The sequence below is a fragment of the Anoxybacillus sp. B2M1 genome (assembly GCF_001634265.1).
In the GTDB taxonomy this organism is placed as follows: Bacteria; Bacillota; Bacilli; order Bacillales; family Anoxybacillaceae; genus Anoxybacteroides; species Anoxybacteroides rupiense.
Map to the genome: position 1 here is coordinate 1248213 of NZ_CP015435.1, position 16061 is coordinate 1264273.

The 16061-nt window shown below is 43.3% G+C and carries 15 protein-coding genes; all 15 read right to left on the reverse strand.

Going from position 1 to position 16061, the window contains the following annotated elements; translation table 11 throughout:
• Nucleotides 1-4 precede the first annotated feature (4 nt).
• Nucleotides 5-775: a flagellar assembly protein FliH gene (gene fliH / locus GFC28_RS05985; protein WP_044746143.1), complete on the reverse strand. Its 771-nt coding sequence runs from the start codon at nt 773-775 to the stop codon at nt 5-7.
• Nucleotides 759-1778 carry a flagellar motor switch protein FliG gene (gene fliG, locus GFC28_RS05990; RefSeq protein ID WP_044746144.1) on the reverse strand — a complete coding sequence of 340 codons (1020 nt, stop codon included), beginning with the start codon at nt 1776-1778 and terminating at the stop codon, nt 759-761. The genes fliH and fliG overlap by 17 nt, the downstream gene beginning before the upstream one ends.
• A gap of 11 nt (nt 1779-1789) precedes the next feature.
• Nucleotides 1790-3376 carry a flagellar basal-body MS-ring/collar protein FliF gene (fliF, locus tag GFC28_RS05995; RefSeq protein WP_044746145.1) on the reverse strand — a complete coding sequence of 529 codons (1587 nt, stop codon included), beginning with the start codon at nt 3374-3376 and terminating at the stop codon, nt 1790-1792.
• Between the two features lie 56 nt (nt 3377-3432).
• Complete coding sequence (fliE, locus tag GFC28_RS06000; protein ID WP_044746146.1) at nt 3433-3726, reverse strand: flagellar hook-basal body complex protein FliE; 294 nt, start codon at nt 3724-3726, stop codon at nt 3433-3435.
• 13 nt (nt 3727-3739) lie between these two features.
• The gene (flgC, locus tag GFC28_RS06005; RefSeq protein WP_044746147.1) at nt 3740-4192 is read right to left on the reverse strand and encodes a flagellar basal body rod protein FlgC; all 453 of its coding nucleotides are present in this window, start codon (nt 4190-4192) and stop codon (nt 3740-3742) included.
• A gap of 3 nt (nt 4193-4195) precedes the next feature.
• On the reverse strand, nt 4196-4588 hold the full coding sequence (gene flgB, locus GFC28_RS06010) for a flagellar basal body rod protein FlgB (RefSeq protein ID WP_044746148.1): 393 nt from the start codon (nt 4586-4588) through the stop codon (nt 4196-4198).
• 385 nt (nt 4589-4973) lie between these two features.
• Nucleotides 4974-5753: a GTP-sensing pleiotropic transcriptional regulator CodY gene (gene codY, locus GFC28_RS06015; protein ID WP_044746149.1), complete on the reverse strand. Its 780-nt coding sequence runs from the start codon at nt 5751-5753 to the stop codon at nt 4974-4976.
• Nucleotides 5754-5780: 27 nt separating this feature from the next.
• Nucleotides 5781-7172 carry an ATP-dependent protease ATPase subunit HslU gene (gene hslU / locus GFC28_RS06020; protein ID WP_369815491.1) on the reverse strand — a complete coding sequence of 464 codons (1392 nt, stop codon included), beginning with the start codon at nt 7170-7172 and terminating at the stop codon, nt 5781-5783.
• A 15-nt stretch (nt 7173-7187) separates the two neighbouring features.
• A complete protein-coding gene (gene hslV, locus GFC28_RS06025; RefSeq protein ID WP_044746151.1) occupies nt 7188-7730 on the reverse strand; it encodes an ATP-dependent protease subunit HslV in 543 nt (180 codons plus the stop codon).
• A gap of 22 nt (nt 7731-7752) precedes the next feature.
• A complete protein-coding gene (gene xerC, locus GFC28_RS06030; RefSeq protein ID WP_044746152.1) occupies nt 7753-8655 on the reverse strand; it encodes a tyrosine recombinase XerC in 903 nt (300 codons plus the stop codon).
• Between the two features lie 56 nt (nt 8656-8711).
• Entirely contained in the window at nt 8712-10007 is a 1296-nt protein-coding gene (gene trmFO, locus GFC28_RS06035) for an FADH(2)-oxidizing methylenetetrahydrofolate--tRNA-(uracil(54)-C(5))-methyltransferase TrmFO (RefSeq protein WP_044746153.1), read from the reverse strand.
• 58 nt (nt 10008-10065) lie between these two features.
• Nucleotides 10066-12141 (reverse strand): type I DNA topoisomerase, encoded by a 2076-nt coding sequence (topA, locus tag GFC28_RS06040; protein ID WP_044746154.1) that lies wholly within the window; start codon nt 12139-12141, stop codon nt 10066-10068.
• A 90-nt stretch (nt 12142-12231) separates the two neighbouring features.
• Nucleotides 12232-13125 carry a DNA-processing protein DprA gene (dprA, locus tag GFC28_RS06045; protein WP_044746155.1) on the reverse strand — a complete coding sequence of 298 codons (894 nt, stop codon included), beginning with the start codon at nt 13123-13125 and terminating at the stop codon, nt 12232-12234.
• Between the two features lie 742 nt (nt 13126-13867).
• Complete coding sequence (gene sucD / locus GFC28_RS06050; protein WP_044746156.1) at nt 13868-14770, reverse strand: succinate--CoA ligase subunit alpha; 903 nt, start codon at nt 14768-14770, stop codon at nt 13868-13870.
• A 17-nt stretch (nt 14771-14787) separates the two neighbouring features.
• Entirely contained in the window at nt 14788-15948 is a 1161-nt protein-coding gene (gene sucC, locus GFC28_RS06055; protein WP_044746157.1) for an ADP-forming succinate--CoA ligase subunit beta, read from the reverse strand.
• Nucleotides 15949-16061: the final 113 nt, after the last annotated feature.

Sequence of the window (16061 nt, forward strand, 5' to 3'; positions counted from 1 at the left end):
AAAATTACTCCTCCTCAAGCCACTTAAGCAGCTTTTGTTTGATTTGTTGCAATTGAGTGTCAACACTTGCATCAATGCGGCCAAAAGGCGTTTCAATCATGCAGCCGCCCTCTGCTAACCGTTCGTCAGGATAAATAAAAATGTCTACTGGCTGACTAAAAATCGCCCTTAATTCATCCTTTTGCTGAACAAGTGTTTGATAATGCAATGGATGAACATATAGCTTCACTTCTGATTGTTCCCTAACCTCCTTGATCGCTCTTTGCACAAGATGAAGGAAGGAATCGTGATTTTCCGCCAGCTTTTCCCCCAATATTCGCTCCGCTACCTTTAAGCCGATCAACAAGATGGTTTCTTTTGATGATTCAATTTGTTCATAAAACTGTTGGTTGGTTGTTTGCACGATGTTTCTTGCTTCTTTCATTAATTCTTGAAAAGCATGAAGCGCTTCATTTTTTCCTTGACTATATCCGGCTTCATATCCTTCTTGTTGCGCTGCCGCCATAAGCCGCTGTTTTTCGGCCAACCAATTTTCCTTCTCTTGCCATATGTTTTCTTTCAAAGACTGGCAATATTGTTCTGCTTCTTGCTTCATCAGCTTCGCTTCTTCCTTTGCTTGCTCAATGATGAACTGAGCGTGAGCATGTCCATCTATTTCTTGCGAAACGGCTGAGGCTGCTGGCTGCGGAAAATAATGCTTCACTTCAATTACTTTTTTGCTGCCATGGGACGTTGTTGTAAAAGGAGCTTTGATCACATTAGACAATAATATCATCTCCTCCGCCGCGCGCTACAACGATTTCTCCAGCTTCTTCAAGACGGCGAATGACCGCAACAATACGCGATTGTGCTTCCTCCACATCGCGGAGGCGAACCGGTCCCATAAACTCCATCTCCTCTTTGAAGGTTTCCGCCATACGCGTCGACATATTGCGAAAGACGATTTCTTTCACTTCATCACTTGAAACTTTCAGTGCCAGCATTAAATCATTGTTATCAACTTCACGAATGACACGCTGAATCGCACGGTTATCAAGGGTAACAATATCTTCGAAGACAAACATTCGTTTCTTGATTTCTTCTGCAAGCTCTGGATCTTGAATTTCAAGCGCATCTAAAATCGTTCTTTCCGTGCTTCGGTCTACACCGTTTAAAACTTCCACCACCGCTTCAATGCCGCCTGTTTGCGTGTAATCTTGGACAACGGTCGTTGAAAGCTTCCGTTCTAAAATTTGCTCAACTTCGTTGATCACCTCAGGCGACGTACTGTCCATCAGCGCAATTCGGCGCGCGATATCCGCCTGCATTTCCTGCGGCAGCGACGACAGAATCTGGCCAGCTTGCGCCGGATCTAAATAGGAAAGCACAAGAGCGATCGTCTGTGGATGTTCATTTTGAATAAAGTTCAATAGCTGAGCCGGATCGGCTTTGCGAGCAAAGTCAAACGGCCGCACCATTAAAGCGGATGTTAAACGGTTAATAATATTCAGCGCTTTTTCCGAGCCAAGCGCTTTTTCAAGTACTTCTTTCGCGTAAGCAATGCCGCCTTGAGCAATATAATCCTGCGCTAAAGCAATTTGATGAAACTCCTCCAGCACTTCCTCTTTTTCTTGCGTCGCTACTTGGCGAACATTAGAAATCTCAAGTGTGAGCTTTTCAATTTCTTCCTCCGATAAATGCTTATAGACAGATGCTGATACATCTGGTCCAAGAGAAATGAGGAGTATGGCAGCTTTCTGTTTGCCTGTTAATTCTCCTTTTCTCTCTTTTTTGGCCATCTTCATTCCTCCTAGTCCTCAGCCAACCACGTTCTTAGCAATTGAGCAAATTCATCCGGCTTCTCTCTTGCCAATTTTTCAAGCTGCTTGCGTCGAATTGTCACTTCTGTTTCCCGTTCCTCCGTCACATCAGGAAGATCGGATAAAGGAGGCTGTTCAATAAAGTCTTCCTCTTCTTCCTCCACCCTTTTCCGTCTGCGCAGCAAGAAGTAAATCAGTAAGCCGATAATAGCAGCAGCACCAATTCCCCCTGCAATATACGCCCATGTCGGAATGGTTGGCTGCGGCTGTGCAAAATCGGTTTTCCCATTAAATTTTTGCACAGATACGACGATGCGGTTTTGGATATCTTGATCGCTTAACGTTTGACCATCCTGCTTATCAATCGAAGTTCGAACGATCGTACCTAAAATCTTCTGAATATCATCAATGGTTTGCTGCGATAAAGAGTTAGGATTTTGGGGATTTGGTGGTTCCACCATCACTTGGATCCCTAAATCTCTTACTTTGTATGGACTTTCAACAATATTCTTTTTAATTCTGTTTACTTCATTATTGATCGTTTCTTCTGTTTTTTCATAATCGCCATTTGAGCCGTCAGTTGCTGCTTGATAGCCTGGAATGTCATTTTCACCGGCCCCGGCCACTCCTCCCGGCTGAGCACCTTGTCCAGAATAAGTTTCTCTAATCCGCTGCACACTGACAGCAATTCCTTCATTGTTTTGCTCATCAACCGGGGTCACTAAATTTTCCTCACGGTTCTCCTGCGTAAAATCAACATCCGCTGTAACCGATACAACCACTTTGTCTTGTCCCATCATCGTGCCTAACATTTGTTGGACTTGTCGCTGGATATCGCGTTCAATTTGCTTTTTGATTTCGTTTTGCTGCGTAAACGCCGTAGCTGTCGAATTTTCTTCATTATTTTTTAGATCAAAATACTGAAAATATTGATTCATCATGACGATATTATCAGTAGGAAGATTCGGAACACTTTTTGACACGAGATGATAGAGCGCTCTAACTTGCTCATCTGTAAATTTGTATCCTGGCTTTGTTTTAAGAACGACTGAAGCGGACGCCTCTCCTTGATCCTCTGACGCAAATACGGATTGCTGGGGAAGATTAATCATGACTTTGGCATCCTCGACCCCGTCAATATTTTTAATTAGATTAGCCAATTCTGTTTGCATCGCTTTGAGTTTTACTACATTAAATTCGTTATCTGTCATCCCAAAGCTTGCATTTTTTCCAAAAAAGGAGTAGTCGATGCTTCCACTATCTGGAATCCCTTCGGCCGCTAATTCCACCTTCAGTGTATCCGCCATTTTCTCCGGCACTTCAATCGTGGTTCCGTTATCGGTCACTTGGGAATCGATTCCCTTTTGATCGAGCGTCGCTTTAATTTGTCCAGCTTCCTGCGGCGAAAGGTTGCTGTATAATGGTACAAAGCTCGTTCTTGTGGCAAAAAATGACGCAACCCCAATAATGACAAGAAAAAGAAGAAGAGCACCCAGCGCCATGGCTTTTTGAGCCTTCGTTCTCCCCCTCCAAAACGATGTGAATCGGTTGAGCCATTCTTTCACTCTTTCATTCATACATAATATTCCCCCGATTATTGCGATAATAAATTGCCAGTTTGTTAGCGCGTTGATTATACTTGCATTCTCATCATTTCTTGATATGCCTCAACAGCTTTATTTCGGACTTCCACTGCTAACTGCAAAGAAATGCCAGCTTTTTGAGCAGCGATCATGACTTGATGCAGATCAACGTTTTCTCCTTTAACTAGCTTATCGGTTAGTTGGTCGGCTGCAACCTGCTGGTCGTTTACCTGCTGAATCGCATCTTTCAAAAAGTTAGCAAACGATTTTTGTACATCCGCTGCCTTTATAGACGAAGAGGGCGCTGCAGTCGAAAAAAAGCTGTTTTGTATTCCGTTAATCATTTTTTACTCCCCTTTATTTTCCGATTTCTAAAGCCTTGACTAACATGCCTTTTGTTGCATTGAACACTGTCACATTGGCTTCATAAGAACGGGTTGCGCTCATTAAGTCTACCATTTCTTTTAGAGGATCGACATTTGGAAGCTGTACATATCCATCTTGGTTAGCATCCGGATTGGTCGGGTCGTAAACAAGCTTAAAAGGCGTTTCATCTTCGACGATTTTGGCGACTCTTACTCCCCCTCCAACCGACGCCTGTCCATCTATTGCCTTTTGAAGATAAGAAGAAAAACCGCCTTCATTCGGCTCCAATACGACCATCTTGCGTCGATATGGCTGCCATTGTCCGTCGACAAATTGGGCACGCGTTGTATCCACATTCGCCATATTGGAGGAAATGACATCCATCCGCAAACGCTGCGCCGTTAAGGCAGAAGCCGTGGTATTTAGGCTTTGAAAAATGGACATACATTACTTCCCTCCTTTAATAACCGTTTTTAAAGAATTGAACTTCCCATTTAATCTCTCGATCAATGCGTTGTAATAAATTTGATTTTCCGCTAATTCCGACATTTCTCTATCTACATCGACACTGTTTCCATTATGATTGTATACCATATCACTTCTTGTCGTCACTAAAAAATTGCCAGTATTTTTACTAGCAAATGCAAAATGCTTCGGATTCGTTCGATAAGCTTCAAACGAAGACATAGCTTGATCTAGTTCGGTTTTAAAACGAACCTCCTTTGCTTTGTAATTTGGCGTATCGGCATTCGCAATGTTATTGGCAATCACCTTTTGCTTTAGCGACGCATAGTCCAATCCTTGCTCTAAGCGCGCAAATGTTTGCGAAAAGATTTCCAAGCGTAATCCCCTCTTTTTTTCTTTTTTCGACAATATTTGATATTCTATATTTTAAAATAACGCCTAAATGATGTATAGCCGGAATATTGTACTATTTTTTCATAGGAATTGATATTAGCTTGTATCGTTATTAAACATACGCACAATAGCGTAAATGCCTCTTTCCTTTCTTTTCCTCTCTATAGATTCGGATTGAAAAATCGACATAAGCTAAACATGAATGTTGACTAAAAAACATGGAAGCGATGTTGTTCAATCGTCCGTTTGATCCTTACCTGCTCATTTGAAGAAGAAATATAGTTGCATTGGATTGCACTTCCGAAGCAAAATGGTTAGCTTCGTTCGAGATAGATAAAAAAGAGCTGCCAAAAAAGCAGCTCTTGCATTAGTTTGTTTTTAATTTTTCAAGCTCTGTTAAAAACTTATCGTTTAATACTTTAATATACGTTCCTTTCATACCAAGAGAACGAGATTCAATGACGCCTGCACTCTCAAGCTTGCGAAGCGCGTTGACAATGACCGAACGCGTAATGCCCACTCGGTCAGCGATTTTGCTGGCAACAAGCAGCCCCTCTGTTCCTTCTAACTCTTCAAAAATGTGCTCGATTGCCTCAAGCTCACTGTATGATAACGAGCTGATCGCCATTTGTACAACCGCTTTGCTTCTTGCTTCTTCTTCAATTTCTTCTGCTTTTTCACGCAAGATTTCCATACCAACGACAGTAGCTCCATATTCAGCCAAGATGAGATCATCATCCTCAAATTGGCGGTCAAGTCTGGACAAAATCAGCGTGCCCAGGCGTTCTCCACCCCCATTAATCGGCACAATCGTCGTTAACCCAGTTTTAAATAAATCTCGGTTTTCTACTGGAAACGCCGTATATTCGCTGTTAATATCCAAATTAGGAGAGGTCTCCGTAATATTGAACAGACTATTGGTATATTCTTCTGGGAATTGGCGATCCTCAAGCATTTTTTTCATCCGCTCATTTTCAATCGATTGCTTAATCGCAAAACCTAATAGCTTCCCACGGCGGCTGACGACAAAAATATTGGCTTCAATCACTTCGCAAAGAGTTTCTGCCATCTCTTTAAAGTTTACAGGCTTTCCGGCTGCTTTCTGTAGCATCGCATTAATCGTTCGTGTTTTCTGTAACAAATTCATGATCTATATCCTCCTATTCAAATTCATTTACAAAATAAATTCGCTTAAGTCTTTATTTTTTACAATATTACCTAATTTTTGTTCAACATATTGCGGTGTAATTACCACTTTTTCCAGTGCAATATCAGGCGCTTCAAATGATAGATCCTCAAGCAGCTTCTCCAGAATTGTATGAAGCCGTCTTGCCCCGATATTGTCTGTTGTTTGATTGACTTCAAACGCCACTTCAGCAATCTTACGAATAGCATCGTCAGAAAATTCAAGTTGTATACCTTCTGTAGCAAGAAGAGCCATATATTGTTTAATCAGAGCATTGTCAGGCTCAATAAGAATCTTCACAAAATCATCTACCGTCAACTTGGATAGTTCTACCCGAATCGGGAAGCGCCCTTGCAACTCAGGAATCAAATCGGACGGCTTCGACATATGAAACGCTCCAGCAGCAATGAACAAAACATAGTCTGTTTTGACAGGACCATATTTTGTCATCACCGTTGAGCCTTCTACGATCGGTAAAATGTCGCGCTGCACCCCTTCACGCGATACATCGGCTGAAGAAGCGCTCTGGCCCTTTCTGGCAATTTTGTCGATTTCATCAATAAAAATAATACCAGACTGTTCTGCCAGCTGCACTGCCTCTTGTGTCACTTCATCCATATCGATCAGCTTTTGCGCTTCTTCATTGGTTAACACTTTTCGTGCTTCGCTTACCTTCAATTTTCGTTTTTTGAGCCGTTTTGGCATCAAACTGCTTAAAGCATCCTGCATATTCATGCCCATCTGCTCAATGCCGGCCCCTTGCAAAAAATCAAAAACAGTCGTTTGCTGCTCTTCGATTTCCACCGTCACCAATTCGTCCTCAAGCTCACCATTGGCAAGCTGGGCAGCTACCTGTTTCCGTTTTTGCTCGATATGTTGGTCATCTTGGCCGTAAGTCGTCGAATCCTGCTGTGATGTTTGGCCGCCAAATAGCATCTCAAGCGGATTTTTGATCGTCTGCTTCGGTTTTCCGGGAACTAAAAGCTCGATGAGACGTTTATTGGCTTGCTGCTCAGCGCGATCTTTCACTTCATACATTTTCCGCTCTTTCACTAAGCGAACAGATGTTTCAACAAGATCTCTCACCATAGACTCAACATCGCGTCCAACATAGCCAACCTCTGTAAACTTCGTTGCTTCCACTTTGACAAACGGCGCCCCGACAAGCTTAGCGATTCTTCTCGCAATCTCGGTTTTCCCTACTCCTGTCGGACCGATCATCAATATATTTTTAGGTACGATCTCATCGCGCAGCTTTTCATCAAGCAAACTGCGCCGATAGCGATTTCTTAGTGCAACCGCGACTGCTTTTTTCGCTTCTTTTTGACCGACAATAAATTGATCCAGCTTTTCTACAATTTGTCGAGGTGTTAAGTTCATCATTTCTCCCCCTCGCTACAGTTCTTCCACAATAATGTGGCTATTGGTATACACGCAAATATCAGAAGCCATTTCTAAAGCGGCTTTGGCAATTTCCTTAGCCGTCATTTGTCCGCCCGCGTATTGCTTTAAGGCCCGACCGGCAGCAAGCGCGTAGTTTCCTCCTGAACCAATCGCTAAAACGCCATCATCCGGTTCGATCACTTCACCTGTTCCTGATACTAGAAGCAAATGGCGTTCGTCCATCACAATCAGCATCGCTTCCAGTCTTCTCAATACTTTATCGCTGCGCCATTCCTTCGCCAGTTCAACCGCCGCACGTTGCAAGTTCCCATTAAACTCTTCTAATTTCCCTTCGAACATTTCAAACAATGTGAACGCATCCGCAACGGAACCAGCAAATCCCGCTAATACTTTTCCGTGAAAAAGCTTCCGAACTTTTTTAGCTGTATGTTTCATGACCACCGCATTCCCAAAAGTCACTTGGCCATCTCCAGCCATGGCGCAGGCGCCGTTATGTTGAATCGCAAAAATTGTTGTAGCATGGAATTGCTCCATATAAACCCTCCTTTATGGAAGTCTAAGCACGCGGATGCGTGTGCAAATAAACGTGGCGGAGACGATCTTTCGTCACGTGCGTGTATACCTGCGTCGATGAAAGATGCGCATGTCCCAATAGCTCTTGAACGGTGCGCATATCCGCCCCTTCGTTAAGCAAATGGGTGGCAAATGTATGTCTGAATACGTGCGGGCTTACCTTTTGCGTTAATGCAGCCTTCTCCACAACTTCGTTCAAAATATAACGCACCCCTCGAGGTGTTAAAGGACTTCCCCGAAAGTTTAAAAACAAAGAATGATTCACTGTTTTGCTTTTGGCTAAAAGCTCATTCCGCCCTTTTTGTACATACCGTTCCAGCGCTTGCTTCGCAAAACTACCGAATGGCACATAGCGCTGTTTGTTCCCTTTCCCGTAAATCAAAATGGTTGCAAGGGAAAAATCAATATCAGACAAGTGAATGTGACAACATTCACTAATACGGATGCCCGTCGCATAAAGCAGTTCAATTAACGCTTGATTTCGCTGACCAATCGCTGTATTTAAATCATTGACATGAAATAAGGCTTCTAATTCCTGTTCATATAAAAAACGGGGGATTTTTTGCTCTTTTTTCGGCAATGATGCGAGAGCAAACGGATTTTCCGTTACTTTCTTTTCCCTCATTAAAAATTTATAAAAACTTCGTAAGCTCGAAATCTTTCGGGAAATTGAACGGCTCAGCAGTTGTTCGGCATGCAGCTTCGTCAAATATAATCGAACATCGCTGTACGTTACCTCATCTAAACGTTCCAGCGCCTGTTCATGCATAAACTCGAAAAACTGCTCAATATCGCGTGTATAGCACGCAATAGTATATTGTGAATAGTTTTTTTCGATTTGTAAATATTCTACGAATAATTGTAACGAAATTTTCAAATTTTCCATTCTTAACACCTCACAAGGGCTACTAAATATTAACATAGATTTAGCAGCCCTTGCAATTATTTTTTTATAAAATTCTGAATAGTGTCCAATGCTCGCTTAGCATACTCTTCATTGCGGCGCTTTTTATCTTTAATCATTTCTTCAAGAGGGGCAAACAGGCCGAAATTCGCGTTCATTGGCTGAAAATGCTTCGGATTTGTCGACGTAATATAGTGAGCCATGCTGCCAATCGCTGTTTCGGGCGGGAAAACGATCAGCTCCTGGCCGAGCACAAGGCGCGCCGCGTTGATGCCTGCTACCAATCCGGAGGCGGCCGACTCTACATATCCTTCGACTCCCGTCATTTGTCCAGCAAAAAATAAATCCTCTCTCTCCTTCAATTGATAAGTCGGACGGAGAAGTTTTGGCGAGTTGATAAACGTATTGCGATGCATCACTCCATAGCGGACAATTTCCGCATTTTCAAGCCCTGGAATTAAACGGAATACTTCCTTTTGTGCTCCCCATTTCAAATGAGTTTGAAAACCAACGATATTGTATAACGTTCCTGCTGCATCGTCTTGGCGAAGCTGAACTACCGCAAACGGTCTTTTTCCTGTGCGCGGATCTTCGAGGCCGACCGGTTTCATCGGACCAAATAGCAGCGTTTTCTTTCCGCGTTTCGCCATGACTTCAATCGGCATGCATCCTTCAAAATAAATTTCTTTTTCAAATTCCTTTAACGGCGCTGTTTCTGCTGAAATAAGCGCTTCATAAAAGCGGTCAAATTCTTCCTCCGTCATCGGGCAATTCAAATAGGCGGCTTCCCCTTTATCATAGCGAGATTTTCTATACACCTTTTCCATATCGATGCTTTCTTTTTCAACAATAGGGGCGGCGGCATCATAAAAATACAAATACTCTTCTCCCGTCAGCTCTTTTAATTTTTCAGATAATGTAGGAGACGTAAGAGGTCCTGTGGCAATAATCGTTGGCCCAGTCGGGATGTCTGTCACTTCCTCACGGATGACCGTTACATTTGGATGGTTTTGAACGAAATCGGTGACACGGGCCGCAAATTCATGCCGATCCACCGCCAGTGCTCCTCCAGCAGGCACAGAGCACTCATCTGCCGCTTTGATGATGACCGAATTGAGCATTCTCATCTCTTCTTTGAGCACGCCAACGGCATTCGTTAACGAATTGGCGCGCAGTGAATTGCTGCAAACCAGCTCAGCGAATTTATCCGTATGATGGGCTGGCGTTTGTTTCACAGGACGCATTTCGTATAAACGGACATGAATGTTGCGGGTCGCAAGCTGCCACGCGGCTTCGCTTCCTGCTAATCCTGCACCAATAACATTGACAATCATGCTTCATTTCCTCCTTCGTTACGCATAAAAACGGTGAGGACTGACGGTCGCCCACCGATCATGCTTGCGGTTTCTCTTGGTAGTCACATTGATTACATTGAACTTGTATGCCTTTTTTTAATTTTTTCTCTACTAGTAACCCTTCACATTTTGGACAAGGACGCGCAAGCGGTTTATCCCACGACATAAAATCACAGGCTGGAAACTGATCGCATCCATAAAATATTCGCCTTTTCTTGCTGTTTCGTTCAACAAGATTTCCTTCGCCGCATTGCGGACATTTTACACCGATTTCTTTCACGATCGGCTTTGTATGACGACAATCCGGAAAATTGGAGCAGGCAATAAACTTGCCGAATCTTCCCATCTTATAAACCATCGGGCTTCCGCATTCTTCACAATCAATCCCAGCCGGTTCATCCTTGATTTCGACTTCCTTCATCTCTTTTTCCGCAATTTGCAAGCTTTTTTCGAATCCGCTGTAAAATTCATCAATCACTTGAATCCATTGAATTTTCCCCTCTTCAATCTCATCTAAGCTTTTTTCCATTTTTGCTGTAAATTCGACGTCTAAAATCTCTGGGAAAAACTCTAAAATTAATTCCAAGACAATTTCACCAAGCTCCGTTGGCACAAATCGTTTATTTTCCAGCACAACATAATTGCGCTTTTGAATCGTGTCCAAGGTTGGAGCATAAGTCGACGGGCGACCGATTCCAAGCTCTTCCAGTGTTTTGACTAATCTAGCTTCCGTATAGCGCGGAGGCGGCTGTGTAAAATGTTGCTTCGGTTCTATGTCCTTTCCAATCACTTTTTCTCCTTCTTGAAGGTCAGGAAGTAAACGATCTTGCTCATCCGTCTGGTCATCTGTCCCCTCCACGTATACTTTCATAAATCCAGCAAATTTTACTTTGGAGCCGCTAGCGCGGAAAATCACTCCCCCGTTTTCTAAATCGACACTCATCGTGTCCAAAAGCGCAGGAGCCATTTGACTGGCGACAAATCGTTCCCAAATCAGTTTATAAAGCCGAAATTGATCGCGGCTCAAATATGGCTTTACCGAGCTAGGATCGCGAAATACAGATGTAGGGCGAATCGCTTCGTGAGCATCTTGAGCTGCTGTATTTTTCTTTTCTTTTCGCTTTTCTTGTGCTACGTACTCTGCACCAAATGCTTTTTCAATATACGAAAGCGCTTCATTTTGCGCTGACTCAGAGACACGTGTTGAGTCCGTGCGCATGTATGTAATTAAACCGACCGTTCCTTCGCTTCCAAGATCAATCCCTTCATAGAGCTGCTGAGCGAGCATCATCGTCTTTTTGGTGCGGAAATTCAGCTTACGCGCCGCTTCTTGTTGCAGAGATGAGGTCGTAAATGGCGGCACCGGGTTTCGCTTCCGCTCCTTTTTCGTTACCGATTTCACCGTAAAATATTGGCCTTTAAGGCGTTCTAAAACGAGCTTGACATCCTTTTCCTGTTTTAAATCGAGTTTTTGTCCATCCAATCCATAAAAAAACGCCGTAAACACTTCATTTTGCTTCACAAATTCCGCTTGAATGGACCAATATTCCTCAGGCTGAAATTCTTTAATTTCTTTTTCGCGATCAATGATCAACCGCAAAGCAACGGACTGCACTCTTCCCGCGCTTAGTCCCTTTTTTACTTTTTTCCAAAGCAACGGGCTAATATTATAGCCTACAAGTCTGTCAAGAACACGTCGAGCTTGCTGGGCATCCACCAAATGCATATTGATCGCCCGAGGATGCTGGAAGGATTCACGGATCGCATCCTTTGTAATCTCATTAAAGACCACACGGCAATCGGAATGAATATCAAGATCGAGCATATGGGCTAAATGCCAAGCGATCGCTTCTCCTTCACGGTCCGGGTCAGCCGCTAAAAAGACTTTTTTCGCTTTTTTAGCCGCTGTTTTCAAATCTTTAATGACTGGCCCCTTGCCGCGAATGGTAATATATTTTGGCTCATAATTATTTTTTATGTCAACGCCCATTTGGCTTTTCGGCAAATCGCGAATATGTCCCATCGAGGCTTTTACTTTATACTTTTTTCCTAAATATCGTTCAATCGTCTTTGCTTTTGCTGGTGATTCAACAATGACGAGATAATCTGACATACCGTTTCCTCCCTTAAGAGGTTATATTTAAAATCTTCATTATTATTAATGATTCTTATGACATTTGTCAAACAAGATGTAAAAAAATTTTTATTTTAATGGAAAAATAGCGGAGAATTCCTCCATAATATCCCACGCAGACCGAACAAGCTTTGCGCCCATCTGAATCAATTGATTGGTTCCATCTGCCTGCTCAAGAAAAATGGAGCCCGGCACCGCAAACACCTCTCTTCCCGCTTCCAAGGCAAGGGAAGCAGTAATGAGTGAACCGCTTTTCTCTTTTGCTTGAACGACAACCGTTCCAAGCGACAAGCCGCTAATAATCCGATTTCGCAGCGGAAATTGCCATTTTTGCGGCTTTGTGTGCGGCGGATATTCTGAAACCACTAAATGTTCATTCATTAGCTTTTCTGCCAGTGAGCGATTTTGTTTGGGATAAATATGCTCGACTCCTCCAGCAATGACGGCAATCGTTTTTCCCCCGGATTGGACAGCCGTTTGATGCGCAGCTGCATCAATTCCTAAAGCAAGGCCGCTGACAATCGTCCAGTCATGCTGAATCAACGGCGGCACTAAAAGGCGCAGAGCACGAATCCCTTCCTCGGTCGGCTTTCTCGTTCCAACCATACTGATCATTTTACAAGATGAAAGCCATTCAATATTCCCTTTGGCATATAACACCCAAGGCGGGGCAAAGATGTGTTTGAGCCACTTCGGATAAATGTCATCAAAAACCGTAACGATATGAATATTGTTGTCCCTATATGTTTTTATCATACTTTGCATATCAATGGAATGTAAATCTTGGAAAAACAAAGAATATTGTTCGGGAGAAATCGACATAAAGGAAGCAAGAGTTGAATAAGAGAGTGAAAAAATGGAAGAAAGCGATGGATCTTGTTGCAAGAGGCGATGAATCGTTTTCCAGCCTGCACCACGACAATGATGAAGATGAATCAGACGTTCACGAAGCGAGGTATACATTTCATCTCTCCTCTCTTAAAATCCTTTCAAATTCAGCTACATCAGACACATATACAGAAACACATGACCACAAATTCTCTTCTTCTGGAACAAGAACACCGCTTGACCAGCGATTTATATAGAACTGAGCTCACCTGTCAGCCTTTCTTTTTAGCGGCGCCATCCGGTCTAGCTGATTTGAATTCTATCAATCCAATCGGAGGTGTCCATCAGTATCTATGACGGTCAAAGACCGTCGAAAAAAATAGGATTCTGCCTCTGAATAGACTCATGGTTCCGTCTTTTCATTCGATCTCTATCCAATTGTGTTGATGGGCTAATCCCTCATAAAACTGGCAATATCATGATTGGGGAAACGCATGCGAATCGTAAATGGTGACAGGAGAAAAGCAAACGATCTTGATGGGGACACACCTAGTTTGATCCATGATGTAGGACAGAGGTCAATCATGGAGGCGATTTCTTCATTGGCACAAATAACATAGCGATTTTTCAAGTTATCTATTTGAGCTGCAACTTGGCATATCAACCGCTTCACTTTTTCGCTGAAACAACGGCTTGATTTCGACTGTCGAATGACTGAGAACAATCACACATGTTGAATTTTCGTTTACCCATTTATGCCCCTTGTCAAAAAACCGCTCTCACACAATAAAGGACGGCAGTTATCCTTTGTATGCAAAAAACCATCCCGCACTGAGCGGACGGCGCTCTTGTATGCGGGACGGTTGCTCCTTATTGATTAATGTGTTTTACATTTTTCATAAAGCCCTTGCTCTTTTAACACGGCAATTAATGTTTCGCCGATCACAGCAGGAGTATCCGCTACTTTAATGCCGCATTCATTCATTTTCTTAATTTTTTCTGCAGCTGTCCCTTTGCCGCCAGAAATGATCGCACCAGCATGGCCCATACGTTTTCCAGGAGGTGCTGTTTGACCGCCAATGAAGCCGACTACCGGCTTTTTCATGTTCGCTTTGACCCACTCAGCCGCTTCTTCTTCTGCTGTACCGCCGATTTCACCAATCATAATGACTGCATATGTTTCTTCATCTTCATTAAATGCTTTTAAGACATCGATAAAGTTTGTACCGTTGACAGGGTCGCCACCGATACCAACTGCTGTAGATTGCCCAATTCCTGCTTGCGTCAACTGATGTACCGCTTCGTATGTTAATGTACCAGAACGAGATACGATACCGACATGGCCCTTTTTATGGATGTAGCCAGGCATAATGCCGATTTTGCACTCTTCTGGTGTGATCACGCCAGGGCAGTTCGGTCCGATCAAACGCGTTTTCTTTCCTTCCATGTAGCGCTTCACTTTGACCATATCAAGCACAGGAATGCCTTCTGTAATGCAGACAACAAGATCTAATTCCGCATCAACTGCTTCCATAATCGCTTCCGCAGCAAATGCAGGCGGAACATAAACAACAGAGGCATTTGCTCCTGTTTTTGCAACCGCTTCAGAAACCGTATTAAATACCGGAACTCCTTCGACTTCTGTACCGCCTTTTCCTGGCGTTACACCGCCAACAATTTTCGTTCCGTATTCAAGCATTTGCTTCGTATGGAATAATCCTTGCGATCCTGTAATCCCTTGAACAATGACTTTTGTATCTTTGTTAACAAAAACGCTCATTCTTCTCCCTCGCCTTCTTAACGTACTAATTCCACGATTTTTTGTGCGCCGTCTGCCATCGATTCAGCAGCTGTAATGTTTAAGCCAGACTCCTCTAAAATTTTCTTCCCTAGTTCAACGTTGGTGCCTTCTAAACGAACAACAAGCGGAAGCTCCAAGCCGACTTGTTTCGTTGCTTCAACAATTCCAGTTGCAATGACATCACATTTCATAATACCGCCGAAAATGTTAACAAAAATGCCTTTTACTTTCGGGTCAGACAAGATGATTTTGAACGCTTCTGTTACTTTTTCCGTTGTCGCGCCGCCGCCGACATCTAAGAAGTTCGCCGGTTCGCCGCCGTAGTATTTAATGATATCCATTGTTGCCATCGCAAGGCCAGCACCGTTCACCATGCAGCCGATGTTGCCATCAAGCGCAATGTAGTTCAAATCAAATTTAGATGCTTCCACTTCTTTTGGATCTTCTTCGTCCAAGTCGCGGTATTCAAGCACATCTTTATGGCGATAGAGCGCGTTGGAATCAAAATTTAACTTCGCGTCAAGCGCCATGACTTTGCCGTCGCCCGTGACGACAAGCGGGTTGATTTCGGCGATCGAGCAATCTTTTTCCACGAATACTTGGTATAAGCCCATCATAAATTTGACTGCTTGATTGATCAGCTCTTTCGGAATGTTGATGTTAAATGCCAAGCGACGCGCTTGAAACGCTTGCAAACCTACCGCAGGATCAACATACTCTTTAAAAATTTTCTCCGGTGTTTTTGCGGCTACTTCTTCAATCTCTGTACCGCCTTCTTCAGAGCCCATCAGCACAACGCGAGAAGTTGCACGATCAACAACAAGGCCGATATAATACTCTTTCTTGATATCGCATCCTTCCTCAATTAAAAGGCGCTTGACTTCTTTTCCTTCAGGTCCGGTTTGATGAGTGACAAGCACTTTTCCTAGCAGTTCGCTTGCATATGTACGAACTTCCTCTAAGCTTTTCGCTACTTTTACCCCTCCGGCTTTTCCGCGGCCGCCAGCGTGGATTTGCGCTTTTACGACACAAACAGAGGTTCCTAATTCTTTAGCCGCTTCGACTGCTTCTTCAACAGAGAATGCTACGCGCCCGTTTGGCACGGCAACTCCGTAGCTTCTGAGGATCTCTTTGCCTTGATACTCATGAATATTCATATCCCATCCTCCTATGTATAAAAATAAAAGTACTAGCGCTTTCATTGTATAATGTTACTTTCCATATTGTCTACCATTTCGACACAAAATCAGAAAAATCCTCTCTGACAAAA